Source organism: Vibrio sp. Isolate22 (genome assembly GCF_022398115.1).
Classification (GTDB): Bacteria; Pseudomonadota; Gammaproteobacteria; order Enterobacterales; family Vibrionaceae; genus Vibrio.
Window position 1 is genome coordinate 110,774 of the sequence record NZ_JAKEUW010000008.1, and the last position, 23,039, is coordinate 133,812.

The window sequence follows — 23,039 nt, forward strand, 5'->3', positions numbered from 1 at the left end:
AATGAGTTCAAGTGATATGGATGTTGTCGTTTATGCTCCTGCATCAATCGGTAATGTCAGTGTAGGCTTTGATGTACTGGGGGCCGCTGTGTCTCCAGTGGATGGCACATTGCTGGGTGACCGAGTTATGGTTAAAGCCGGTGATGAACCATTCTCGCTTAAAACCGCAGGCAGCTTTGTTTCTAAGCTGCCAACTGAAGCGAAAGAAAACATCGTCTACGACTGTTGGGTGGTGTTCTCTAGAGAGCTAGATAAAAAAGGCGTTGCGCTTAAGCCATTAGAAATGACGTTAGAAAAGAACATGCCTATTGGTTCCGGTTTAGGTTCAAGTGCATGTTCAATCGTAGCGGCGCTTGATGCGCTAAACCGTTTCCATGGTCAGCCACTGGATGAAACTGAACTGCTTGCCCTAATGGGTGAAATGGAAGGTAAAATTTCAGGCGGCGTGCACTACGATAACGTAGCACCTTGCTACCTAGGTGGTGTGCAATTGATGCTTGAAGAGCTAGGCATCATTAGCCAAGAAGTCCCATGTTTTGATGACTGGTATTGGGTAATGGCTTACCCGGGCATTAAGGTTTCAACGGCAGAAGCGAGAGAGATTTTACCGTCTCAGTACCGTCGCCAAGATATCATTGCGCATGGTCGCCACTTAGCGGGCTTTATCCACGCGTGCCACTCAGGCCAACCTGAACTGGCAGCGAAGATGATCAAAGACGTGATCGCTGAACCATATCGTGAGAAACTGCTTCCAGGGTTTGCTGACGCACGTAAATATGCGTTGTCGGCTGGTGCATTGGCTACTGGTATTTCCGGTAGTGGCCCAACTCTATTTAGCATTTGCAAAGAACAAGATGTCGCCGAGCGTGTTGCACGCTGGTTAGAACAAAATTACGTACAAAATGAAGAAGGATTCGTTCACGTTTGTCGCCTAGATAAGCAAGGTTCGATCGTTACAGGAAGTGAGTTATGAAACTGTACAACATCAAAGAAAATGATGAACAAGTCTCTTTTGGCCAAGCCGTTCGTCAAGGCTTAGGTCGCAATCAAGGTCTATTTTTTCCATCTGAACTGCCAAAGTTTGATGATATCGATGCGCTGCTAGCAGAGGATTTTGTCCCTCGTAGCTCAAAGATTTTGTCGGCACTTATCGGTGATGAACTACCGAAAGAGCAGATCGACCAAATGGTGGATGCAGCGTTCCAATTTCCTGCGCCTATCAATCAAGTAAAAGATGGTGTTTACGCACTTGAGCTTTTCCATGGTCCAACACTGGCGTTTAAAGATTTTGGTGGTCGCTTTATGGCGCAATCTCTAGCGGCAGTTTCGAATGGTGGTCAAATCACTATTTTGACAGCAACATCAGGTGATACTGGTGCAGCCGTTGCGCATGCTTTCTACGGTATGGAAGACATCAACGTTGTGATCCTTTACCCGAAAGGCAAGATTAGCCCGCTACAAGAAAAGCTATTCTGTACGCTGGGTAAGAACATTCACACGGTAGCGATTGATGGCGACTTTGACGCGTGTCAGGCACTAGTAAAAGATGCATTTGATGACGCAGCACTGCGTGAAGAGATTGGTCTTAACTCAGCAAACTCTATCAACATCAGCCGCTTGATGGCGCAGATCTGTTACTACTTTGAGGCAGCTTCTCAACTAACCAAAGAGCAGCGTGAAAACCTGGTTATCTCTGTACCAAGTGGTAACTTCGGTAACCTAACTGCAGGCTTATTGGCGAAAGCGCTTGGCTTACCAGTGAAGCGTTTCATTGCCGCTACCAACGAAAATGACACGGTTCCACGCTACTTAGAAACAGGCGAGTGGGCTCCAAAGCCGACGGTTGCGACAACATCGAACGCGATGGATGTGAGCCAACCAAACAACTGGCCTCGTATCGAAGAGCTTTGCCAACTGAAAGGTTGGGGCTTAGATACTCTGGGCAAAGGTAAAGTATCTGACGAACAGAGTGCTGAATCAGTACGTGACCTTAAAGCGCAAGGTTACCTTTGTGAACCACATGGTGCTATCGCTTACCGTCTATTGGATGAACAGTTGCAAGAGGGTGAAACAGGCTTGTTCCTATGTACAGCTCACCCAGCTAAGTTCAAAGAAGTGGTCGACGATATCCTAGGTTCAGATATTGAATTACCAGGCCCGCTAGCAAAACATGCTGCAATGGAGCTATTGTCTGAAGATTTAGATAACGATTTTGAAGCGCTAAAAGCAGTACTTCGTCGTGTTCAACCTGCGTAATCTGTTATAGATAAAAGCAATAGAATTTAGACCATAACAAGAAAGGTGAATGAGCAATCATTCACCTTTTTTATTGCCCGATAGCTTATAAAGTTAACTTTATTTAGGTCATCTCTTAAGGTTAAATGGTTTATCTGGTTAATAGATTTAATCCAAGCTCAACGGAAAGGGATAGTATGAATTTTTTGATTTTCCTTGGCTCTGTACGTGAGAGTACACCGCCAAGACCAGCTCGATTAGGGATGAGAGTCAGTAAGGCGTGTGCAAAACTACTAACGAATAAACACTCTGAGCATACGGTTGAGATCATCGATCCACTGGATTATGACTTTGGCGAGGTGTTTAAACCTGAATTTTCTTACCATCGCTCCAAAGTACCTGCACACCTTGCTGAGTTAGCGGACAAGATTGCCAAAGCTGATGGCTACGTGATGGTAAGCCCGGAATACAATCATTCAATGAGCCCGGCATTGGCCAATATTCTTAATCATTTTGGTAGCTCGCTATTTTCGTATAAGCCAAGTGCGATTGTGACGTACTCTGCGGGGCAGTGGGGCGGGGCAAGAGCATCGGTCTCGATGCGTACCTTCTTATCTGAACTCGGTTGTTTACCGGTTTCTGCGATGATTCATCTACCTAAAGCGCAAGAAGTCTTTGATGAAGAGGGTTGTGTTGCCCAAGACTCAGAGCAAGCTCAATGGGATGAATACATGAACCGAACCTTTCATCAGTTGATGTGGTGGGCACAAGGTGCAGCGATACAGAGAGATAAGGTGGATCCAACGACGTTAGCAAAAGCCTTCACTAAAGATCCTTCTCAACGAAATGCGCCATAGCCAGTCTTTAGGTAAATGTGAGCAGCATAAAAACGAAAAAAGCTTGGCCATTTCTGACCAAGCTTTTTAAATCTTTAACACTCTAGTTTCTGAGATTATAGAGACTCAGTGAACGTACGTGCGATAACGTCACGTTGCTGTTCAGTTGTTAGAGAGTTGAAACGTACAGCGTAACCCGATACACGGATAGTTAGCTGTGGGTAGTTCTCTGGGTGAGCAACTGCGTCTTCTAGTGTTTCACGCTTAAGAACGTTAACGTTTAGGTGTTGACCACCTTCGATACGTGGTGCTGCTTCGATAGCAACTTCACGGCTCTCGTATTCACCTAGGTCTGCAGCTGGGATAACTTGGTCAGCTTCGAAACCAGCAGTAGCTGCAACACAACGAGCTTCATTCTTTTCGCTGTCTAGTAGCCAGATTGAGTTTAGTAGGTCGTCGTTTGCTGCTTTAGTAATTTGAATACCTTGGATCATAACTATCTCCTAGTCCACTGAATGTGGTTTGATTATGGTGTTAACTTTCGATTTTTATTGAGCTGGGTAATATATACCTAATATTTGTGAGGTTAACATTGATTTAAGTCAAAAAACAACCAAAAACCATATTTTTACAAAGGTGATTATTTTGAGGTAAATCAATAAAACCTTTGAAAACAAACTAATTACAAAATATTTTAAAGTATAAAAAATATTTAACGGTTATATTTGTTGTAATTTTACTACATTTATTGCGCTTTTATTGAGCAGTAACCGATACGACCCTTTATTTATGATGCATTCTGAAAGTGTGAAGTGATTTAATGACAAACAAAATTTCATCGTCAAAACCTGAAACAAATATTAAGTTTATTGGCGCTCATGTGTCGGCCGCTGGTGGTGTTGATCAGGCTCCTATGAGGGCTCGAGAGATAGGCGCTAATGCGTTCGCACTGTTTACTAAAAACCAGAGACAATGGGCAGCAAAGCCGTTAGAGGCGAAAACCATTAGTGCCTTTAAAGCCAACTGTAAGATGCTAGGCTTTTCAGCAGAGCACATTCTTCCTCACGACTCCTACCTGATTAACCTCGGCGCACCAGAAGAAGAAAAGCTAGAGAAATCGCGCGCTGCCTTTATTGACGAAATGGAGCGTTGTAATCAGCTTGGTCTAACGCTACTGAATTTTCATCCTGGGAGTCATTTAAAGAAAATCTCAGAAAGCGAATGTTTGGCTAAGATCGCTGAGTCTATCAATCTCGCTCATCAAGCGGTTCCTGATGTGATTGCGGTGATTGAGAACACCTCAGGTCAAGGCACTAACTTAGGTTGGAAGTTCGAGCATCTCGCTGAGATTATTGATCAGGTGGAAGATAAGTCTCGTGTTGGCGTATGTTTGGATACTTGTCATACCTTTACAGCGGGTTATGACCTAAGAACAAAAGAGGCGTGCGAGCATACTTTCGCTGAGTTCGACCGCATCGTGGGTATGCACTATCTCAGAGCAATGCACATCAATGATTCAAAGGCTGAGTTCGCGAGCCGAGTTGATAGACACCATTCTTTAGGAAAAGGTGAAATTGGCTGGGATTGTTTCGAGTATATTGCCTCGGATCCTCGCTTTAATGGTATCCCGCTTATCTTAGAAACGATTGATTCGACGATTTGGAAAGAAGAAATTCAACAACTTAGAATGTTTCACCGCGCAGCAACGGTTGAGAATGGCGAAGCGTAATAATAGAGGAGAAAATTAATTTTCTCCGTTTTATCGAAATTGGCATCTTTATTTCATAGCAACTAAGTGAATATGTAGTTCACTGTTTGATAGAGGAGGGTGCCATTATGTATTCTAAAACTCATACCCCAAGAACGTCTCCAACGATCCATGCTGCAGCTCGCTTACCTACGCCAAATCGTCATATTCATAGTCATGGTCATCATCGCACTCAACAAAAAAGTGGTTAATCGAGATCAACACAACTTGAACTGATTATTATGATTCATCAACGAATGAACCCGACACATCATGTTTATTGATAGCTGTATGAGGTATAACTAGGTCCTTATTTAAGACCATTAGCTTATACAGCTATTTTTTGTCTGGCGAAGCCTAGAAACCTTGATGATTGGGAAGTAAAACGATGAGCGCACCAAAGAGCTGGGAATCCATTATTAATGACGAGCGTGAAAAAGAGTACTTTCAAAGTGTTCTCGCTTATGTCGAACAGCAACGTAATAGTGGGAAAACCATCTACCCACCTCAAGAGCAGGTATTCAGCGCTTTTGATATGACGCCCTTTGAGTCTGTGCGAGTCGTTATACTAGGGCAAGACCCTTATCACGGCGCTAATCAAGCGCACGGCTTGGCTTTCTCTGTATTGCCCGGCGTTAAAATCCCACCTTCTCTACGCAACATGTACAAAGAGCTGGCACAAGATATCAAAGGTTTTGAAGCGCCTAACCATGGCTACCTTGAAGCTTGGGCATCACAAGGGGTGTTGATGTTGAATACTGTTTTGACTGTAGAAGAGGCACAAGCACACTCACATGCAAAATGTGGCTGGGAAACCTTTACCGATGCGATCATTGCTGAACTAAACCAGCGCTCTGAGCCGATCATTTTCTTATTATGGGGCGCACATGCCCAGAAGAAGGGCCAAGCAATTGATGCCCAAAAGCACCATGTGTTAGCCGCGCCTCACCCTTCACCATTATCTGCACGTCGCGGTTTCTTTGGTTGTCAGCATTTTTCAACGGCTAACAAACTGCTTTCTTCTATGGATCAGCAACCTATCGACTGGCGCCTACCGGCTGAAGTGTAGGTTGGTTGTTTTCTGAGCAGGGTCAAATCATAACTCGGCATCTTCGTATACACTTATAAATAGTAGGTGTAATGGAGTGCAATACTATGATGATTGAAAGGATAAGACGAGAGCATGGCTATATGGCTCGGTTACTCGCAATACTCAACAATAAGTTAGAGCTGCTAAAGCAGGAGCGAGAGATAAACTATAGCCTGATCGCTGAGGTGGTTCATTACTTGATGAACCATTCAGACAAAGTTCATCACCCTAAAGAAGACGTCATTTACCGCTATTACCTGAAGCAATATGGCAATGATCAAGCGATTGAGGACCTGGAGCTAGAACATCAGTTATTATCTGAGAAAACGGCCGATTTTCTCGGCGTTGTCGATATGATTCTCCAAGATGCGGTGGTACCGCAACAGGTCTTTATCGACCAGCTTGAATCCTTTGTGAAAGCGCAACGAAAACACATGGAGTGTGAAGAGAAGCAGGTATTACCAATGATCGTCGCAGCATTTACGGTGAAGGATTGGCAAAAAGTTGAATCGCAATGGCTTCAGCCAGAAGATGATCCTGTGTTTGGAGATACGATTGCTGATCAGTATCGTCAACTTGCTGCTCGCGTGCGACAAAATGAGCAAGAGTGTGTTTAGTGCCTCGGTGTCGCTCTCTTTATAGTAGAGGGCCCCCCTTTATTAAAGGTATATAAAGCGGTTTGTAGACTAAAACGTCGCTTGATGAAATAAAAAAGGCACCTTCATAGGTGCCTTTTGCTATCTGTTTTCTTATCGTGCTGATTAAAGCTTTATATCGTCAAGGCTGAAATCAAGTCCTAGATTCATCTCTCGCAGCTCTTTCTCAAGCTGTCTACGGTCATTGATTGCCTCAATTTCACGCCACTTACGCTTGAGTGGTTTAGAGCGTGTTTTCTGAGTTGCACGTGGCATTTCTAGTTCTGATATTTCATCGAATTGAAAGTTATCCATAAGCCATATCTCCTTCCGTGGGACTAGTTCTTACGAACTATTAAATATCATATTTAGGTTCACCATAACCTTGATTTGTTTCTCATTTGTTTCAAATCCATGAAGGTTTTGTTCTCGTTTTTTATGCATGCTCACACATTGTGGTAATTTTTATGTACAAAAAGCGAGCAAACAAACTGAAGTAAACGATTAAATTACAGGTTGTTGAATGTTAATTCATTGTGCGAAAGGAATAGCACTTTATCGACAATGCATTTAGCTGCGTATCACGCTTTATTGGATAGTAATCTTACCGTCCTAGAAAAAAACGCAGAACTTCACTATACCTTGTAAAACCTAGGCTGGAGTCATTTTTATAGGATGTCGTTCTTGTTGGGGTAGGGCGATTGTGGATGTTGATAGGATGTCCCGATAATGTGACTTTTATTGGGCTGGATTGTTGAAAGTTGTGTTAACAAAAGGTGTGTTATTAGTGAAATGTCATTTTGATATAAATAGATTTGCATATTGATTTTTAGATCATCTCGCTGCATTATCCGCCCGTCAAAAAATACACCGATACGTAAAATGGATGCATGAAGCGACATTTACAATCTAGATCGCAACAAATAAATATAAAACTAATGCCGACACAACTATTGACACTGGCATAGGTGATCTAGAGGAAGGCTTGGAAGCATGATCGGTGCTTAAACTCAATTACGAGGTTCACGTGACAGACTTAATCAATTTGATGAACGATCTCCTTTGGGGATCTATCTTAGTTTATTTACTGGTTGGTGTGGGTATCTACTTCACCGTACGACTAGGCTTCATTCAATTCCGCCATTTCGGCCACATGTTCTCGGTTCTAAAGAACAGCCGCAAAGCAGACAGTGCTGGTATCTCTTCTTTCCAAGCTCTTTGTACTAGTCTTGCTGCTCGTGTTGGTACGGGTAACATGGCAGGTGTTGCTGTAGCGCTTACTGCTGGTGGCCCTGGTGCTATCTTCTGGATGTGGCTAATTGCAATGCTAGGTATGGCAACATCGTTTGCAGAAAGTACGCTAGCACAGCTATACAAAACACGCGATAACGACGGTAACTACCGTGGTGGCCCTGCATACTACATGGAAAAAGGCCTAGGCATGCGTTGGATGGGGGTTCTATTCTCTATCTTCCTAATCATCGCATTCGGTCTTGTATTCAACGCGGTTCAAGCGAACGCGATTGCAAGTGCAATGAATACAGCGTTTGATTTTGAACGCAGCTACACAGGTGTAGCAATCGTAATTATCTCTGCATTCGTTATCTTCGGTGGTATCCGTAAGATCGCACGTACTGCAGAAATCATCGTTCCAATCATGGCATTGGCTTACCTTGCTATCGCACTGTTCATCATGTTTGCGAACATTGAGAAAGTGCCTGAAGTGATCGCTCTTATCTTCAAGAGTGCATTCGGTCTGCAAGAAGCAGCTGCGGGTGGCCTAGGTTACGCAATTGCACAAGCGATGATTAACGGTATCAAACGTGGTCTGTTCTCGAACGAAGCGGGTATGGGTTCTGCGCCGAACGCAGCAGCTTCTGCTACGCCTTACCCACCGCACCCAGCATCACAAGGTTATGTACAAATGCTAGGTGTATTCATGGATACGATCGTTATCTGTTCTGCAACAGTAGCAATCATCCTGATGTCTGGTGAGTATGTACCACACGGTGAAGTAACAGGTATCGAACTGACTCAACGTGCACTAACAGCACAAGTGGGTTCATGGGGTGGCATCTTTGTAGCGGTAGCGATTTTCTTCTTCGCTTTCACTTCAATCATTGCAAACTACTCGTACGCTGAAACGAACCTGATTTTCCTAGAGCACAACAATAAGAAAGGCCTAGTGCTATTCCGTATTATTGTTCTGGGTATGGTTATGTTTGGTTCTCTAGCAACGCTACCTACGGTATGGGCACTGGCTGACGTATCGATGGGTCTAATGGCGATTGTTAACTTGGTGGCGATTATCTTGCTGTCAGGTATCGTTATTAAGCTAGCGAAGGACTACAACCGCCAACTTGACGCGGGTAAAGTACCAACATTTGATGCAAATGACTTCCCTGAGCTTAAGTCTCAACTGGAAGATGGTATTTGGGACAACAACAAGAAGTAATCTTGTTGGAGCGATAAAGCGCTCATCCTAAAACGATTGCAAAGGCTAAGGTTTCGACCTTAGCCTTTTTCTTTGCCTGCGTTTTCATTCTCAGCGGCTTTGGATGATTGAAAGTGGGTGGTTAGAATCATCTATCAAAGTAATAGGAAGAGTCATAAAGACAAGTTGATGTTTTTTCTATACTCTAGCAGCATCCAGTTAGATAACCGATTAGGGTAAAGTTATGTTAGTTGTCGTGTCTCCAGCCAAAACACTTGATTACGAATCACCATTAGCGACAGAACGCTTTAGTCAGCCTGAGTTTGTTGAACACTCTGCTGAACTGATTGAAGAGTGCCGCAAGCTGACACCAGCAGATGTCTCTGCATTGATGAAAGTGAGCGATAAGATCGCAGGGTTGAACGTAGCGCGCTTTGAGCAGTGGAGCGAGACTTTTACCCAAGAGAATGCACGTCAAGCCATCCTTGCCTTCAAAGGTGATGTATACACAGGCCTAGACGCTGAAACACTGTCGGATGAAGATTTTGACTACGCACAGAATCACCTGCGTATGCTTTCTGGTCTTTACGGCTTACTAAAGCCACTTGATTTGATGCAACCTTACCGCCTAGAAATGGGCACGCGTTTAGCGAATGCTCGCGGTACTAACTTATACCAGTTCTGGGGCAACATCATCACAGATAAGCTGAATGAAGCGCTGAACGCTCAAGGCGACAATGTGCTGATCAACCTAGCATCTAACGAGTACTTCAAAGCGGTAAAACCAAAGAACTTGGATGGCCAAGTGATGACACCGGTATTCAAAGACTGTAAGAACGGTCAATACAAGGTGATCAGTTTCTACGCGAAAAAGGCGCGCGGTATGATGGCTCGCTACATCATTGAGAACAAAGTAGACTCTATTGAAGCGCTGACTAAGTTTGATACTGCGGGTTACTACTTCGTAGAAGAAGAGTCGAACGCGAAAGAGCTAGTTTTCAAGCGTGAAGAGCAAAACTAGACGTTATTGGTTCAAGGTAGTCGCGCTATAAGGCGAGATACCAACTAGATATAGAAAAGCCCCATGCAGTTCGCTGCATGGGGCTTTTTGTTGAATCATTCAGAAGTTAGCAAGCTATCAGATTACTTTTTCTTTGCAGCTTTCTTTTTCTTCGCGATTTTTTTCTTCTTCGCGAGCTTCTGCTTCTCTACTGCTTTCTTATCTTCTTTCTTTGGTTTCTTTTTCTTCGTTACAGCGGCTTTCTTGTGCGTAGGACGCATGCCTTCAACGAAGCGCTCTTTGATTGCTTCTTTGGTGTAACGAGCAACGCGTTCAATCATTAATTGATCGTGCGCTTCGATTAGAGAAACCGCATTACCTTTTTTACCTGCACGAGCCGTACGGCCAATTCGGTGTAGGTAAACATCAGCGGTGCGTGGCATGTCGTAGTTAATTACGTGGCTTACGTCTGGAAGGTCGATACCACGAGCCGCTACGTCAGTTGCTAGCAGTACGTTTACAGTGCCATCACGGAAACGAGCAATCGCATTGTTACGACGGTCCTGAGGCATCTCGCCTTGAATCCAAGCGCATGGAATCTGAGCGCTCTCTAGCAGTGCACGTAGGTCGCCTAAACGCTCACGAGTTTTTAAGAAGACGATACTACGCTCAGCTTCTTTAGTAATGATGTGTTTTAGCAGCTCGAGTTTATGCTCTGCTGTGTCTGCACGGTGGTACCACTGAGTGATCTTTTTACGTTCACGTAGTGATGATTTTGCATCGATCTCTGCTGGGTTGTTCAGTAGGTCTTCAGTGAAACCTTCAACACCTTTACCTTCTAGCGTTGCTGAGAAAAGTAAAGTTTGCTTACGCCAGCGACACTCTGCAGATAGGCGATCAACAACAGGACCAAAGCCCATGTCTAGCATGCGGTCTGCTTCATCTAGGATCAGCCATTCGATCGCACGACAATCAAAGCGCTCAGCTTCGATGTATTCCATTAGGCGGCCTGGAGTCGCAACAACGATGTCCTGAGTAGTGCCAAGAATGTCTGCGTGCTCTTGGTACATCACACCACCTGTGATGGTGAAGATGTTCAGTGCAGTGTATTTCGCAAGCTCACGAGCTTGGTCAGTGATCTGCATTGCTAGCTCACGCGTTGGCGTCAGGATAAGCATACGAGCAGGACCCGCTTTCTTACGAGGGAAATCCTGAAGGTATTGCAGTGCTGGCAGTACGAATGATGCTGTTTTACCTGTACCTGTTGGCGCAGATGCCAAAACGTCTCTTCCATCTAACGCTTGTGGGATTGCTTCAGCTTGTATCTGTGTTGGGCGTTCGTAGCCCATTTCGTCAATTGCTTTAAGCAGCTCTTGGTTTAGATCGAGTTCTGCAAAGGTTCTGATCACTGTTGTTTCTCCACAAGCAATAAATGTTTCTGCCTCAAAAAGCAGACGATAAAAAAGAGTAGTCGGACATTATAGAAGCATTAGTGATTAGGATCACATGGTATTTGCTACATCTTGAGATAAAAATCTTTGGTAAGTGCAATAAATGCCTCGCTATAACCACCTTGATGGTGAATGGTGAGCGATTCACACTGCAAATCTTGCTCGCATGCAGGATCTTTCGATAACTCAAAAAGAATTCGACTTGCGGGCTTCTTGTCTGTGGTTTTGACATCAAGACGCTTGGCTAAGTACCAACCGCACTGTTTAGCAAGCTTGATGAAACCTTCTCCCTCAGGCGTTGGCAGTATAAAACTGGCCGTCGCAGCTTCGGTTGTGATCTCGAAACATCGCTTGGCAAGTTGTAGATGATCCAAGCTGTCAGTGTGTCTAGCAGTTGCTCTTTGGCTCTGCTGTGACTGCTCTCCTGAGTTGAAGTAGGGTGGGTTGCAGATTATCGCGTCAAACTTTTTCGGAAAGTTGGTGGTGAGCACGCTGCCATCATGCAGAGTGATGCGATCTTGCCATGGCGACTGCTCAATATTGATGGTCGCAGCTTCAATCGCGTGTGGATCAATATCGATCGCAGAGATCGATATGTCAGCAAAGCGCTGAGCGACCATCAAGGCCAAAAGCCCAGTGCCTGTTCCAATATCGAGTGCCGAGGACTTAGGTGCAATGCTTACCCATGCGCCAAGTAGTACACCATCGGTGCTGACTGGCATACCGCTTTGCCCACCGTAAATTGAGAATTGCTTAAAATTGAAGCTTTTAGTCTGCACGATTTTGTCTTTCATGAATGTTCTGAGTATCGAGATATTTTAAGTGATTAGCTCTATTGTTAATCAAATGTGTGAATCAATGTTCTGATTGATGACTTATTGTTGTGAATTATGGTTAGTTGATAATTGTGACTATTTTTCCATATCCAGTATAATCGACTGCTTTTGGTTGATATATGCAAATTTATATGGTGTTTTTGTGTGGTGACTTGCAGCTAGCCAAGTGTTTCGTCATTATGCGCGACTATTTTATAGATTGAGTGGCAGCTTTTCGCTGTAACATTCACGTAAGCACAACATAAATTCATAAATATAATTAAGGATTATCTGTGAAACAGAGTCTAAAACTAACAGATATAATGGCATTGGGCTTTATGCTTTTTGCGTTTTTCTTGGGTGCGGGTAACATCATCTTCCCACCTCTAGCTGGCCAATTGGCTGGTGATCATTTTCTTCCAGCGATGTCTGGTTTCCTGCTGACTGCCGTTGGTCTGCCGTTAATCACTATCGTAGCCGTTGCACTTGCGGGTGGCTCTTGGGATCATCTAACCAAAGATCTTCCTAAAAAAGCAGCGACTATCATGGCTGTGTTAATCTTCATTATCATTGGTCCTGCATTTGCTGCACCACGTACTGGCCTTGTTGCTTATGAGATGGCGGTGAAACCGTTCTTCATCGATGCCTCTCAAGCTCACCTAACATTCTTTTCTATCGCATTTTTTGTGGTTGCCATGTTCTTCTCATGGTCTCAAGGTAAGCTAATTGACGTTATCGGCAAGGTTCTCACACCAGCACTTTTCATCGGTTTAGTTGTACTGGCGGTTGCTGTATTTGTTAACCCTCAGGGCGATATTCTTGGTGCTCACGGTGAATACATCACTCAGCCACTAACAAAAGGTTTCCTTGAAGGTTACAACACCATGGATACTTTTGCTTCACTGATGTTCGGTATGCTGATTGTGGATTCTATCCGCAGCAAAGGCATCACTGACCGTGCTGCGACGACTAAGTACCTAATCAGCGCGGGTTGTATTGCTGCGGCTGGTCTAGCGTTCGTTTACATCTCTCTGTTCTTCCTAGGCGCAACAAGCGCAACAGTAGCAGCGGGTGCTGGCAACGGCGGCGCGATCTTAAGCCTATACGTTCAGTCACTGTTTGGTCCTTCTGGTCAGCTAGTGCTTTCAGTCATCGTACTACTAGCGTGTCTAACAACTGCGATTGGCCTTGTGTCTGCATGTTCTGACTACTTCAGCTCACTAACGCCGCTGTCTTACAAGACTTGGGTAATCATCAACGGTGTTGCTTGTGCAACGGTAGCGAACGTTGGTCTTTCTCAGCTTATTTCGCTGTCTGTACCTGTATTGTTTGCGCTATACCCAGTAGCAATTGCATTGGTAGCTCTGACGTTCTTGCGTAGCCGTTTCCCTAATCCAAAAGCGGCGTACCGCGTTGTGGTATTGGTGTCACTAATGTTTGCTCTTATCGATGGTGCGAAGGTAGCAGGTGTTGATGTATCTGCACTGAAGATGCTGCCTCTGTTCGAGATCGGCATGGGTTGGTTACTTCCAACGGCTGCAGCAATCATCTGTATGTTCTTTGTTGGTAAGTCAGCAGAGCAAGAAATGGCAGAAGAGACGGTTTAATCTTTGGTTGAGATTAGATAGTCATTCTAAATGACATAGAAAAGGCCTCATTACTTCGCAGTAGTGAGGCCTTTTTGTATTCTGTCTGTTTTGAAGTGGACAGCTTTTGGAGAGCTTATGTACTTACAGCTTCTCGCTGTACTCAACCAGAACTTGTTCAACCCAGCTTGCGATACGCTCGTCACTCAGTTCATATTGTGAGTCTTCATCAAGCGCCAAGCCGACGAACTGTGATTGGTCTTCGGTGAGCGCTTTAGACGCTTCGAATTCGTAGCTGTCGTCGTTTGGCCAGAAGCCAACAAATTGAGCTCCGGCAGTTTTTAGTTCGTCATGCAATAGACCCATCGCATCCAAGAACCACTCGCCGTAACCCTCTTGGTCACCTAAGCCAAACAGTGCCACAACCTTACCTTTTACTGGTGTCGTCGCGATATCGTCCCAAAGCTCATTCCAATCTTCTTGGATTTCGCCAAAGTCCCACGTAGAAATACCCAGGAGTAATAGGTCGTAGTCTGCCATCAATGAAAGCGGAGCCTCTTTCACGTTATGGATATCAACTAGGTCTTCACCAATAATGCCGCGAATTTTTTCTGCTGCCATTTCTGTGTAGCAGGTGGTTGAGCCGTAAAATAATCCAATTTTCATAGCAAACGTTCGATTTTAATTTCAGATGGCGAATTCTAACCATAAATCGACTTCGATTGCAGCGATTATCCACTCAAGGTGTAATTTTTATGGCATTCATATTTGCTCTGGCATACTCTCAAAACAGTTTCCAATATTGTGAGTAACACTATGCAGTCGCCTCAAGGGCAGAGCGCAGACCACGGTCTAGTTGAGCAGTTTTTAGATGCTATGTGGATGGAGCGAGGATTATCAGAGAATACTCTTGTCTCGTATCGTACTGATTTATCCAAGCTATTAACGTGGATGGAACAGAATAATTATCGCCTCGATTTTATTAGTCTGTCTGGGTTACAGGATTACCAAAGCTGGTTGGTTGATGCGGATTTTAAGCAGACTTCCCGTGCACGTATGTTGTCGGCGATTCGCCGTTTATTCCAATACCTGCATCGTGAGAAAGTTAGAGCGGATGATCCGAGTGCGTTGTTGATCAGCCCCAAGCTGCCACAACGTCTGCCAAAAGACCTAAGTGAAGAGCAAGTGGATGCTTTGCTCGATGCGCCCGATCCGAATGACCCTATTGAACTTCGCGATAAGGCGATGCTTGAGTTATTATATGCAACCGGTTTGCGTGTTACGGAGCTGGTCAGCCTAACGATGGAAAACATTAGCCTAAGACAGGGCGTAGTGCGTGTTATTGGTAAAGGCGGTAAAGAGCGCTTGGTGCCAATGGGTGAAAACGCAGTGGACTGGATTGAGAGTTTTATCGAACAAGGGCGACCGCAACTGCTTGGTGAAAACAGCTCAGATGTGGTTTTTCCAAGTAAGCGAGCTAAGCAAATGACCCGTCAGACGTTTTGGTATCGTATTAAGCATTACGCGGTTGTCGCGGGTATTGACACAGAATTGCTGTCCCCGCACGTTTTAAGACACGCTTTTGCTACTCATTTACTGAACTATGGTGCTGATCTTAGGGTCGTACAGATGTTGCTTGGGCATAGTGACTTATCGACAACTCAAATTTATACTCACGTGGCGACCGAAAGGCTGAAACAAATTCATACTCAGCATCACCCTCGTGCTTAAATCCATTTATTTTTAAGGTGAACTTAATGAGCGTATTACGCCGTCTTCCTCTATTAGCGCTACCGCTGATGATCACTGCATGTAATGCATCAGAAGCGAAAGTAGAACAAACCACAACAGCTGCAGAGGTTGCTTCAGCTCAGGATATTGATACCGCGGCGCTAACCAAGCGTTTTGAAAAAATCGGCATCAAGGTCAACAAGATTGTTCCTTCGGATATTGATGGTCTTCTAGAGATTCAAACCAACAGTGGCATTATCTTCTCATCTCCAGCGGGCGATCATTTTCTAGCGGGTACACTTTACTCTCTGGATGAGAACGGCAAATTCAGCGATGTATTGGCAGAGCGTCAAGCGCCTATCAATGCTGAGAAAGTAGCGGCACTGTCTGATACGGTTATCGAATACAAAGCAGACAACGAAAAATATGTTGTGACTGTGTTTACTGACATCACTTGTGGCTACTGTGTTCGTCTGCACAGCCAGATGCAGGGCTACAATGACCTCGGTATCACGGTGCGTTACATGGCATATCCACGTCAAGGTGGTACAGGCCAAGTAGCAGATCAAATGGCAGCTATCTGGGCTTCTGACGATCCAAAAGCCGCAATGCACAATGCTAAGGTCGAGCGAAAGATGCCAGTTTCAAGTAAAGACCTTGAAGAGAAGAAACAGATCATCGCTAAGCAGTACCAACTAGGCCGTGAGCTTGGTATTAATGGTACACCTGCTATCGTATTAGCAAGCGGTGAGTTGGTGAGTGGTTACTTACCGCCAGCACAGCTGCTTCAGCGTCTAGAGCAGTAGTCTCTAGCAGAGCTGTCACAGTCGCCGTCAGTAAATATGGCGACTTTATTATTTATTTCCATGTTTTTGATTTAAGGAGTGGCCTGATTGATATCAGGCCCATTTTTATATGATAGAGATTCAACGCCGTCCTGAGGTCGACATTTCCGTTTTGCCTGCTCATTTACCAGATCTGTTAAAACGCATCTATGTGAGCCGCGGAGTCAACAGTGCAGACCAACTTGAGACTGCAGCGAAAGGTCTACACTCCTATCAAAAACTGGGCGGCATCGATGCTGCCGTTGAATTGTTGTTTAAGGCGATTCAGCATCAAAAACGCATTATTGTGGTTGGCGATTTTGATGCCGATGGCGCAACCAGCTCTGCGCTGTCGGTACTTGCGCTGCGTATGCTAGGCAGCTCAAATGTTGATTACCTAGTACCAAACCGTTTTGAAGATGGCTACGGCCTCAGCCCTGAAGTGGTAGAGCAAGCAATCGAGATTGGTGCGGAAGTGATCATGACGGTTGATAATGGTGTCTCTTCAATTGAAGGGGTGCGTTTTGCCAAAGAGAAAGGTTTAGAAGTTCTGGTCACTGACCATCACTTACCGGGCAGTGAATTGCCTATGGTTGATGCGATGGTGAACCCGAATCTAGAGAGCTGTGCATTTCCGTCTAAGGCGCTCGCTGGTGTTGGCGTGGCTTTCTACCTGATGATGGCACTGTGTGTTCACATGCGTAAACTGAATTGGTTTGCTGAACGTGGCATGACAGAGCCTAAGCTGATGGAGCTGATAGACCTTGTCGCTCTAGGTACGGTTGCGGACGTGGTGCCACTTGATGAAAACAACCGAATCTTGGTACACCAAGGCTTGCAACGTATTCGAGCGGGTAAGGCTCGTCCGGGTATTCAAGCCTTGATTGAGATTGCCAAGCGAGACGCGAAACGTTTGGTCGCTTCGGACTTTGGTTTTGCACTGGGCCCTCGTATCAATGCCGCGGGTCGACTTGATGACATGTCGTTTGGTGTTGAGCTGCTAATGAGCAACAACATCCACGCTGCACGTCGCATGGCGAGCGAGCTTGATGGTTTGAACCAGACTCGTAAAGAGATCGAAGAGGGCATGAAGCAAGAAGCGATGGCTTTCTGTGAGCGCCTTGAATTTGGTAAAGACGACCTGCCTTCTGGTTTGGCACTATTCCAACGTGATTGGCACCAAGGTGTGATTGGTATTTTGGCTTCGCGTATCAAAGACAAATACCATCGCCCCGTGATTGCGTTCGCGGATGGTGGAGAAGGGAGCATTAAAGGCTCCTGCCGCTCGATTCCGGGTTTGCACATGCGCGATGCGCTAGACCGTATCGACACTCAAAACCCTGGTTTGATTCTTAAGTTTGGTGGTCACGCAATGGCGGCTGGCTTAACGATCATGGAAAAGGACTTTGAACGCTTTAGCAAACTGTTCAACGATGTCGTGAAACAAGAACTCGGAGAAACGGCACTTAAGGGCATCATCTTATCTGACGGCGAGTTGTTACCTGAAGAGTTCTCGATGCACACCGCTGAAACGCTACGCGCGGGTGGCCCTTGGGGGCAAGCATTCCCTGAGCCTATCTTCGATGGTGAGTTTAAAGTGTTGCACCAAAAGCTGGTGGGTGAAAAACACCTTAAGTTGATGTTAGAGCCATTATACAAAGGCCATCCAACTAATGTGATGATCGACGGCATTGCTTTCAATGTTGATTTACGTCGCTGGCCAGATGCTTCAGTGAAAACCGTGCATCTTGCTTATAAGCTGGATATTAACGAGTTTCGTGGTAATCAGTCATTGCAGTTAATGGTTGACCACATCGAAGCAAAATAGCCTAACTTCAATAAAATTATGGCTTCACTCGCCTTATCAAAACAACAAGCTCGGCGCCGAATTCCGGGCTTATTTTGTCTCTGCTTTATGCCTAAATCGCGCTAATTTCTGAACTAAAAACTTTATATTGTTGTAAGTGACTGAATATTGGTTTGCCTTCTAAAAATTTCTGTATCTCCGTCACACTTTTGAGTACAATTCTGCGGTTAAATTCTACTCATAAATGATGAGCTAAAATGTTTGAAATCAATCCTATAAAAAACCGTCTACAGGATGTGTCTGAGCGCACAAATATCCTGAGGGGGTACCTTTGACTATGACGCTAAGAAAGAGCGTCTAGAAGAAGTAAACGCAGAATTAGAACAACCGGATGTATGGAACGAACCTGAGCGTGCTCAAGCGCTAGGTAAAGAGCGTTCTGCACTGGAAGCGGTAGTAGAAACGATTGACCAACTTGACCAAGGTGTTGAGGATGTTGATGGCCTACTAGAGCTAGCGGTTGAAGAAGAAGATCAAGAAACGTTCGACGAAATTGAACCAGAACTAGCGGAGCTTGAAGCTAAGCTAGGTAAACTTGAGTTCCGTCGTATGTTCTCTGGTGAGCATGACGCTTCAGATTGCTATATCGATCTACAGTCGGGTTCAGGTGGTACTGAAGCACAAGACTGGACTTCAATGATGCTACGCATGTACTTGCGTTGGGCGGAAGCGAAGGGCTTCAAAACTGAAGTTATCGAAGTATCTGAAGGTGAAGTTGCTGGTTTGAAAGGTGCAACAGTACGTATCTCTGGTGAGTACGCGTACGGTTGGTTACGTACAGAGACAGGTGTTCACCGTCTAGTTCGTAAATCACCATTTGATTCAAGCGGCCGCCGTCATACATCATTTGCTTCTGCGTTTATTTACCCAGAGATTGATGACAACATTACGATTGATATTAACCCTTCTGACTTACGTATTGACGTATACCGTGCTTCGGGCGCTGGTGGTCAGCACGTAAACACCACTGAGTCTGCGGTACGTATTACTCACGTTCCAACTAACACAGTGGTTCAATGTCAGAATGACCGTTCGCAGCATAAGAACAAAGATCAAGCGATGAAGCAGCTACGTGCTAAGCTTTTTGAGCTTGAGATTCAAAAACAAAATGCTGAAAAACAAGCGAACGAAGATACTAAATCAGACATCGGTTGGGGCAGTCAAATCCGCTCTTACGTACTGGATGATTCACGTATCAAAGATTTACGCACTGGCATTGAAAACCGTAATACTCAAGCGGTTCTTGATGGCGACCTAGATAAATTTATCGAAGCTAGCCTGAAATCAGGTTTATAAGCTTTTCACCGACAAAACTATTTTCATAAAGAAAGACAGGATACATCGAAAATGACTGATGCTGTTCAAAACGAAAACGCACAAGAAGAGAATAAGCTAATTGCTGAGCGTCGTGCCAAGCTGGATCATATCCGCAAGAGCTGCAAAGCAAACGGCCACCCAAATGACTTCCGTCGTGAGCACCTAGCTGGCGACCTTCAAGCGGAATTCGGTGAAAAGACTAAAGAAGAACTAGAAGAGCTAAACCACATTGTTGCTATTGCCGGTCGTGTAATGGCTAAGCGTGGTCCATTCCTAGCTATTCAAGAAACGTCTGGCCGTATCCAAGCATACGCAGCAAAAGACGTACAAAAAGTACTTAAAGAGCAGTACCAAGGCCTAGATATCGGTGACATCATCGGTGTTAAAGGTGCACTTCACAAGTCAGGTAAAGGTGATCTTTACGTGAACATGGAAGAGTTCGAACTGCTAACTAAAGCACTTCGCCCTCTACCAGAGAAGTTCCACGGTCTAACTGACCAAGAGATGCGTTACCGTCAGCGTTACGTTGACCTAATCGTGAACGAAGATTCTCGCAACGCATTCATCGTACGTTCTAAGCTTGTTTCTTCAATCCGTAACTTCATGAGCTCAAAAGGCTACCTAGAAGTTGAAACGCCAATGATGCACGTGATCCCTGGTGGTGCAACTGCACGTCCATTCATCACTCACCACAATGCACTAGACATCGATATGTACCTACGTGTTGCTCCAGAGCTTTACCTGAAGCGTCTAGTAGTGGGTGGTTTTGACCGTGTATTCGAGATCAACCGTAACTTCCGTAACGAAGGTCTATCGCCACGTCACAACCCAGAATTTACAATGATGGAATTCTACCAAGCGTACTCTGACTACAAAGATCTGATGGATCTAACTGAAGAGATGCTAAGCACTGCGGCTATGGACGTTCTTGGTTCTACTTCTATGCCTTACGGTGACGAGACAGTAGAGTTTGGTGGTAAGTACGCTCGCATGAGCATGTTTGAAGCAATCAAACACTACAACCCTGAGCACGCTGAGATCCAAGCGCTAACAGAAGAAGACCTACAAGACCGTGAGAAGATGGTAGCAATCGCGAAATCTGTACACGTTGAAGTAGAGACATTCTGGACATGTGGTCAGCTTCTAGAAGAGATCTTTGGTGAAACGGCTGAGCCTCAGCTAATTCAACCAACGTTCATCACTGGTTACCCAGCGGACATCTCTCCTCTAGCTCGTCGTAGCGATGACAACCCGTTCTTCACAGACCGTTTTGAGTTCTTCATCGGTGGCCGTGAAGTAGCAAACGGCTTCTCTGAGCTTAACGATGCAGAAGACCAAGACGAGCGTTTCAAAGCACAAGTTAACGCGAAAGACGCAGGTGATGATGAAGCAATGTACTACGATGCAGACTACATCACAGCTCTTGAGCACGGCCTACCGCCAACAGCGGGTCAAGGTATCGGTATCGACCGTCTAGCAATGCTATTCACAAACACGCACACAATCCGTGACGTGATCTTGTTCCCGGCAATGCGCCCACAAGCGTAATTATCGCTTACGGGTTATCGCTTACGGGTTATCGCAGCCCAATCCAATAAAAAAGCCACCTTCGGGTGGCTTTTTCTGTTTTTAGGCCTCAAAACCCAGCCTGTACCGCACTCTTGATTCGAAAAATCATTATTTCTGACATAGTCTTACTAATGAGACATAAAATCTAAGATAGTCTCTCTACTATAGGTTTCTGCATTGAATACGATCTCGCGGCATTTTGCCACGCGAACAAGCGGTGACTCGTATTAGCCTGATTTAAATAAAAATAGAATAAGGAAGAAGGATGGGAACTCAATTTAAGATGGATTCCTTGCCAGGTTCTCTTATCGTCGTTGGTGGTGCGTACGAACCCTGGTTATCTGTATTAGAGCAAGTGGGTTGGCAGTGTACCCAGTGTGCCGACTTACGAAAAGCGGATGCCTTGATTAATGAAATTGGTCCATGTATTGGCATTGTGGATCTTAGCCATGATGAATTCAGCCTTAATGGTATTGCTAACCTTGTGAGCAACAACAAGCAGGTAAGATGGCTCGCGTTTATCCGTGAATCTCAATTAAGTTCAGATACGATCTGCCAATTTATCGTTAACTTTTGTATCGACTTTTTCACTGCCCCGATCCCAGACGCTCAGCTGTTAAGCACCATTGGTCACCAGTTAGGAATGCTTAAGCTTGAACAGAAAGTATGGCCAAACTATGGTATTAACAACAATATGGGGTTACTAGGCGACTCTGTGGCTGTGAAACGCCTAAGAGACCAAGTGAAGCGTATTGGCCCAACGGATGTCAGTATTCTGATTTATGGAGAGAGCGGTTCAGGTAAAGAGACGATTGCACGCTCTATTCATCAAAACTCCTCACGATCTCAAAAGCCATTTCTAACGGTGAACTGCCGTGCCTTGTCTGAAATGAGAATAGAATCTGAGGTATTTGGTATCTCCGAACAGCCAATGTCTTCTCCTTGTATGTTAGAAGAGGCTGATGGCGGCACCATCTTGCTCAATGATGTTTTGGCGATGCCACGTAATCAACAGTTGAATCTGCTGCGTTTTCTACAAGAAGGCAAGATTGAAACGGCTGATGGACCTAAGTCTGTTGATGTACGTATTCTGGCAGCAAACTCTTCTGATATTGAAAAAGCCTTAATCGAAGGGGATTTCAACGAAGAGCTTTATCACTACATTAATGTGCTACGCATTCATGTACCGAGCCTCAAAGAGCGCGTGAGTGATATTTCCGTATTAGCCAATCACTTCCTACGAGAGTATTCGAAAGAGTTTAACGCTCAGGCAAAGAGTTTTTCAGAAGATGCTATTCGTTCGATGAATCGCTACCACTGGCCAGGCAATGTTCGCGAATTGATGAACCAGATAAAGCGCGTTGTGTTGATGTCGGATGCTGTGATCATTGAGGAGCAGCAGCTTGACCTGCCAAAGCAGAATGATGAGCGACGTAGCTTGAAGAGTATTCGCGAACGTTCAGAGCGTGATGCCTTACTGATCGTCTTGGAATCTTATGGTGGGCAGGTTTCATTAGCCGCTAAGGAACTTGGCGTGTCACGAGCCACCATGTACCGTTTGCTGAATAAACACAGTCTGATTTCCGAGGGTGTTGTGTAGAACTCTCTTCTAAGTCATTAAATCTGTTAGTGTAAATTTAAGAGCCACGCATGATGAACTGACCCCCAATAGTTGGACACCAATTATTGGGGGTCTTTTTATGTCCAAATATAGCCGAGAGCTAAAATGTATCATTGCTAAGCAATACTTAGATGGCACGTCATCTCTCTACTTAGCAAAACAATATTCAATTTCTTCAAGACAGATACGGTATTGGGCTCAAGTCTTTGCCATTCATGGTACTGATTCATTTTTGCCAACTAACCATGCGGCTACTGCTCAGACAAAACGAAAAGCATTGA

Annotated in this window: 21 protein-coding genes and 1 pseudogene; 17 read left to right on the forward strand and 5 right to left on the reverse strand. The window is 44.9% G+C overall.

Annotated elements, in window-relative coordinates; all coding sequences use genetic code 11:
* Window positions 1-16: 16 nt before the first annotated feature.
* From thrB to L1D55_RS07350, 3 genes are all read left to right on the forward strand, one after another.
* Window positions 17-973 carry a homoserine kinase gene (thrB, locus tag L1D55_RS07340; protein ID WP_239917016.1) on the forward strand — a complete coding sequence of 319 codons (957 nt, stop codon included), beginning with the start codon at window positions 17-19 and terminating at the stop codon, window positions 971-973.
* Window positions 970-2,256 carry a threonine synthase gene (gene thrC, locus L1D55_RS07345; RefSeq protein WP_102423582.1) on the forward strand — a complete coding sequence of 429 codons (1,287 nt, stop codon included), beginning with the start codon at window positions 970-972 and terminating at the stop codon, window positions 2,254-2,256. Before thrB ends, thrC begins: the two co-directional genes overlap by 4 nt.
* A gap of 176 nt (window positions 2,257-2,432) precedes the next feature.
* Window positions 2,433-3,092: an NAD(P)H-dependent oxidoreductase gene (locus L1D55_RS07350; protein WP_239917007.1), complete on the forward strand. Its 660-nt coding sequence runs from the start codon at window positions 2,433-2,435 to the stop codon at window positions 3,090-3,092.
* Between the two features lie 95 nt (window positions 3,093-3,187).
* On the opposite strand, the gene grcA is transcribed toward L1D55_RS07350, so the two are convergent.
* Window positions 3,188-3,565: an autonomous glycyl radical cofactor GrcA gene (gene grcA / locus L1D55_RS07355; protein ID WP_004739575.1), complete on the reverse strand. Its 378-nt coding sequence runs from the start codon at window positions 3,563-3,565 to the stop codon at window positions 3,188-3,190.
* Window positions 3,566-3,891: 326 nt separating this feature from the next.
* Between grcA and nfo the strand changes: the two genes are divergently transcribed.
* From nfo to L1D55_RS07370, 4 genes are all read left to right on the forward strand, one after another.
* Window positions 3,892-4,800 (forward strand): deoxyribonuclease IV, encoded by a 909-nt coding sequence (nfo, locus tag L1D55_RS07360; RefSeq protein WP_239917008.1) that lies wholly within the window; start codon window positions 3,892-3,894, stop codon window positions 4,798-4,800.
* A gap of 107 nt (window positions 4,801-4,907) precedes the next feature.
* Entirely contained in the window at window positions 4,908-5,030 is a 123-nt protein-coding gene (locus L1D55_RS27570) for a hypothetical protein (protein ID WP_275665266.1), read from the forward strand.
* Between the two features lie 176 nt (window positions 5,031-5,206).
* Window positions 5,207-5,887 (forward strand): uracil-DNA glycosylase, encoded by a 681-nt coding sequence (gene ung / locus L1D55_RS07365; RefSeq protein ID WP_239917009.1) that lies wholly within the window; start codon window positions 5,207-5,209, stop codon window positions 5,885-5,887.
* 86 nt (window positions 5,888-5,973) lie between these two features.
* Window positions 5,974-6,525 carry a hemerythrin domain-containing protein gene (locus L1D55_RS07370; protein WP_239917010.1) on the forward strand — a complete coding sequence of 184 codons (552 nt, stop codon included), beginning with the start codon at window positions 5,974-5,976 and terminating at the stop codon, window positions 6,523-6,525.
* A gap of 144 nt (window positions 6,526-6,669) precedes the next feature.
* Here the strand turns inward: L1D55_RS07370 and L1D55_RS07375 are convergent, their stop codons facing one another.
* Window positions 6,670-6,858, reverse strand: a complete 189-nt coding sequence (locus tag L1D55_RS07375; RefSeq protein ID WP_004739567.1) for a DUF3545 family protein — start codon at window positions 6,856-6,858, stop codon at window positions 6,670-6,672.
* 712 nt (window positions 6,859-7,570) lie between these two features.
* Between L1D55_RS07375 and L1D55_RS07380 the strand changes: the two genes are divergently transcribed.
* Both L1D55_RS07380 and yaaA read left to right on the forward strand, forming a co-directional pair.
* Complete coding sequence (locus tag L1D55_RS07380) at window positions 7,571-8,998, forward strand: sodium:alanine symporter family protein (RefSeq protein WP_105059060.1); 1,428 nt, start codon at window positions 7,571-7,573, stop codon at window positions 8,996-8,998.
* 223 nt (window positions 8,999-9,221) lie between these two features.
* On the forward strand, window positions 9,222-9,998 hold the full coding sequence (gene yaaA / locus L1D55_RS07385; protein WP_239917011.1) for a peroxide stress protein YaaA: 777 nt from the start codon (window positions 9,222-9,224) through the stop codon (window positions 9,996-9,998).
* Window positions 9,999-10,120: 122 nt separating this feature from the next.
* Here the strand turns inward: yaaA and srmB are convergent, their stop codons facing one another.
* Window positions 10,121-11,386, reverse strand: a complete 1,266-nt coding sequence (gene srmB / locus L1D55_RS07390; RefSeq protein ID WP_128161970.1) for an ATP-dependent RNA helicase SrmB — start codon at window positions 11,384-11,386, stop codon at window positions 10,121-10,123.
* 107 nt (window positions 11,387-11,493) lie between these two features.
* Window positions 11,494-12,222, reverse strand: coding sequence for a methyltransferase (locus tag L1D55_RS07395; RefSeq protein ID WP_239917012.1), 729 nt, complete (start codon window positions 12,220-12,222; stop codon window positions 11,494-11,496).
* Window positions 12,223-12,536: 314 nt separating this feature from the next.
* Here L1D55_RS07395 and brnQ point away from each other — a divergent pair, with 314 nt between their 5' ends.
* Window positions 12,537-13,850 (forward strand): branched-chain amino acid transport system II carrier protein, encoded by a 1,314-nt coding sequence (gene brnQ / locus L1D55_RS07400; RefSeq protein WP_239917013.1) that lies wholly within the window; start codon window positions 12,537-12,539, stop codon window positions 13,848-13,850.
* A gap of 123 nt (window positions 13,851-13,973) precedes the next feature.
* Here the strand turns inward: brnQ and fldB are convergent, their stop codons facing one another.
* On the reverse strand, window positions 13,974-14,495 hold the full coding sequence (fldB, locus tag L1D55_RS07405; RefSeq protein WP_128161964.1) for a flavodoxin FldB: 522 nt from the start codon (window positions 14,493-14,495) through the stop codon (window positions 13,974-13,976).
* Window positions 14,496-14,645: 150 nt separating this feature from the next.
* Here fldB and xerD point away from each other — a divergent pair, with 150 nt between their 5' ends.
* The 7 genes and pseudogenes from xerD to L1D55_RS07440 all read left to right on the forward strand — a co-directional run.
* On the forward strand, window positions 14,646-15,560 hold the full coding sequence (xerD, locus tag L1D55_RS07410; protein WP_128161962.1) for a site-specific tyrosine recombinase XerD: 915 nt from the start codon (window positions 14,646-14,648) through the stop codon (window positions 15,558-15,560).
* Window positions 15,561-15,586: 26 nt separating this feature from the next.
* Window positions 15,587-16,366, forward strand: coding sequence for a thioredoxin fold domain-containing protein (locus L1D55_RS07415; RefSeq protein ID WP_128161960.1), 780 nt, complete (start codon window positions 15,587-15,589; stop codon window positions 16,364-16,366).
* Window positions 16,367-16,475: 109 nt separating this feature from the next.
* Window positions 16,476-18,212, forward strand: coding sequence for a single-stranded-DNA-specific exonuclease RecJ (recJ, locus tag L1D55_RS07420; protein WP_061033350.1), 1,737 nt, complete (start codon window positions 16,476-16,478; stop codon window positions 18,210-18,212).
* Window positions 18,213-18,448: 236 nt separating this feature from the next.
* Window positions 18,449-19,547 (forward strand): peptide chain release factor 2 gene (gene prfB, locus L1D55_RS07425; RefSeq protein WP_100205982.1). Its coding sequence is split into 2 segments (ribosomal slippage): window positions 18,449-18,523 and window positions 18,525-19,547, totalling 1,098 coding nucleotides; the frame shifts between segments, so codons are not numbered across the junction.
* A 51-nt stretch (window positions 19,548-19,598) separates the two neighbouring features.
* Entirely contained in the window at window positions 19,599-21,116 is a 1,518-nt protein-coding gene (gene lysS, locus L1D55_RS07430; RefSeq protein ID WP_004739551.1) for a lysine--tRNA ligase, read from the forward strand.
* A 286-nt stretch (window positions 21,117-21,402) separates the two neighbouring features.
* A complete protein-coding gene (gene vpsR / locus L1D55_RS07435; RefSeq protein ID WP_102426300.1) occupies window positions 21,403-22,737 on the forward strand; it encodes a cyclic-di-GMP-binding transcriptional regulator VpsR in 1,335 nt (444 codons plus the stop codon).
* A gap of 100 nt (window positions 22,738-22,837) precedes the next feature.
* Window positions 22,838-23,039 (forward strand): annotated as a pseudogene (locus tag L1D55_RS07440) (helix-turn-helix domain-containing protein); the annotation flags it as partial.

Bases quoted from the DNA above. Each gene is read 5' to 3' on its own strand.
- thrB (WP_239917016.1), top strand. From the start codon at position 17: ATGGATGTTGTCGTTTATGCTCCTGCATCAATCGGTAATGTCAGTGTA.
- L1D55_RS07350 (WP_239917007.1), top strand. From the start codon at position 2,433: ATGAATTTTTTGATTTTCCTTGGCTCTGTACGTGAGAGTACACCGCCA.
- L1D55_RS07370 (WP_239917010.1), top strand. From the start codon at position 5,974: ATGATGATTGAAAGGATAAGACGAGAGCATGGCTATATGGCTCGGTTA.
- recJ (WP_061033350.1), top strand. From the start codon at position 16,476: ATGATAGAGATTCAACGCCGTCCTGAGGTCGACATTTCCGTTTTGCCT.
- lysS (WP_004739551.1), top strand. From the start codon at position 19,599: ATGACTGATGCTGTTCAAAACGAAAACGCACAAGAAGAGAATAAGCTA.
- L1D55_RS27570 (WP_275665266.1), top strand. From the start codon at position 4,908: ATGTATTCTAAAACTCATACCCCAAGAACGTCTCCAACGATCCATGCT.
- ung (WP_239917009.1), top strand. From the start codon at position 5,207: ATGAGCGCACCAAAGAGCTGGGAATCCATTATTAATGACGAGCGTGAA.
- yaaA (WP_239917011.1), top strand. From the start codon at position 9,222: ATGTTAGTTGTCGTGTCTCCAGCCAAAACACTTGATTACGAATCACCA.
- vpsR (WP_102426300.1), top strand. From the start codon at position 21,403: ATGGGAACTCAATTTAAGATGGATTCCTTGCCAGGTTCTCTTATCGTC.
- L1D55_RS07415 (WP_128161960.1), top strand. From the start codon at position 15,587: ATGAGCGTATTACGCCGTCTTCCTCTATTAGCGCTACCGCTGATGATC.
- nfo (WP_239917008.1), top strand. From the start codon at position 3,892: ATGACAAACAAAATTTCATCGTCAAAACCTGAAACAAATATTAAGTTT.
- grcA (WP_004739575.1), bottom strand. From the start codon at position 3,565: ATGATCCAAGGTATTCAAATTACTAAAGCAGCAAACGACGACCTACTA.
- L1D55_RS07395 (WP_239917012.1), bottom strand. From the start codon at position 12,222: ATGAAAGACAAAATCGTGCAGACTAAAAGCTTCAATTTTAAGCAATTC.
- fldB (WP_128161964.1), bottom strand. From the start codon at position 14,495: ATGAAAATTGGATTATTTTACGGCTCAACCACCTGCTACACAGAAATG.
- xerD (WP_128161962.1), top strand. From the start codon at position 14,646: ATGCAGTCGCCTCAAGGGCAGAGCGCAGACCACGGTCTAGTTGAGCAG.
- L1D55_RS07375 (WP_004739567.1), bottom strand. From the start codon at position 6,858: ATGGATAACTTTCAATTCGATGAAATATCAGAACTAGAAATGCCACGT.
- thrC (WP_102423582.1), top strand. From the start codon at position 970: ATGAAACTGTACAACATCAAAGAAAATGATGAACAAGTCTCTTTTGGC.